This window comes from Gluconacetobacter asukensis, assembly GCF_014174375.1.
In the GTDB taxonomy this organism is placed as follows: Bacteria; Pseudomonadota; Alphaproteobacteria; order Acetobacterales; family Acetobacteraceae; genus Gluconacetobacter; species Gluconacetobacter asukensis.
In genome coordinates, this window is record NZ_JABEQE010000061.1 from 1 (window position 1) to 658 (window position 658).

A 658-nucleotide genomic window follows, 5' to 3' on the forward strand; every position below is an offset into this window, starting at 1 on the left:
TTTCTCGGGGCTGTCGGGGGGGATTGCGCTGGCGGTGCTGTTCGTGCCGGTGGTGGTGCGGACGACGGAGGACATGCTGCGGCTGGTGCCGCTGACGATGCGCGAGGCGGCCTATGCGCTGGGGGCGCCGAAATGGCGGGTGGTGCTGCAGGTGTGCCTGCGGTCGGCGCGCGGCGGCGTGCTGACGGGCATTCTGCTGGCGGTGGCGCGGGTATCGGGCGAGACGGCGCCGCTGCTGTTCACCTCGCTGGGGAACATGAACTGGTCGCTGGACCCGCGGGCGCCGATGGCGAGCCTGCCGGTGGCGATCTATCAATATGCGGGCTCGGCCTATGATGACTGGGTGCAGCTTGCCTGGACGGGGGCGCTGCTGATCACGACGGGGGTACTGGCGCTGAACGTGCTGGTGCGGCTGTGGAGCCGGCAGGCTGGATCTGGACGCTGAAGATTTGAGGGCCTGGCTGAAAATGTGGGCTGGTGAGCGGGAGCGGCCCGGCGCCGGATCGCCGCCAGGGCGCATTTTCAGCCAGGCCCGGGGGAATACGGATATGGATGGGACGGTGATGCAGGACGCGGCGTCGGCGCTGGCAGTGCGGGGACTGGATTTCTGGTATGGGGCGAACCACGCGCTGAAGGGCATCACGATGGATTTCCCGGC

At 68.5% G+C, this 658-nt stretch carries 1 protein-coding gene; it reads left to right on the plus strand.

Features of this window, described 5'->3' with window-relative positions:
- Window positions 1-445, plus strand: a 445-nt coding sequence (locus HLH35_RS19715; protein WP_182980748.1) for an ABC transporter permease subunit, incomplete at its 5' end; no start/stop codon positions are given.
- Window positions 446-658 lie beyond the last annotated feature (213 nt).